Here is a 519-nt window from a genome sequence, read left to right as displayed (position 1 = left end):
ATTAGGTTCAGCTTTAGCTTCATTAGTTCCTACTCTTTTAGTTAAATCATTTTTAATTAAGGCTGTTTTACCTTGAGCTTTGATATAAACTTCTTGACCTTTTTCTGTAGTAAATAAGGTATTAAAGTATTTTAAACCTGCATAATAAGTTCTGTTATTTACATCAAAATAAGTTGAACTCATTTTTGTATCTTCATAACCTGCATACACACCATATATACCACTATCTTTTAAGGTAGAATAACCTATGATAGTTCCTTTAGTGTGTCCTTTACTTTCTTCATTTAAAGAAAGTTCAACATTCTGTGAAGAAGCATAAGGAAGTATGAATAAGGAGTGTTCTTTATTGGCTCCATAAGAAGAAGTGCTAAAATCACTCTTTATATAATCACTTGCATCAGAGTATAAATTACCCTTTTCAGACATAGCCATTCTTTGAGCTCTACTTGAATTTCCTAAATAAAAGCTTTGCATAGAATTGCCCATAACATTATCTATAAAGGTTGATCTTCTTGTAGT

1 pseudogene is annotated in these 519 nt (G+C 30.1%); it reads right to left on the bottom strand.

What is annotated here, in order from left to right:
* A pseudogene (locus DU473_RS08175) lies at positions 1-519 on the bottom strand (autotransporter outer membrane beta-barrel domain-containing protein); the annotation flags it as partial.

Source organism: Campylobacter novaezeelandiae (genome assembly GCF_004323845.1).
Lineage (GTDB): Bacteria > Campylobacterota > Campylobacteria > Campylobacterales > Campylobacteraceae > Campylobacter_D > Campylobacter_D novaezeelandiae.
Note: the sequence above shows the minus strand (reverse complement) of the source record. Positions and strands in the feature narration are given on the sequence as shown.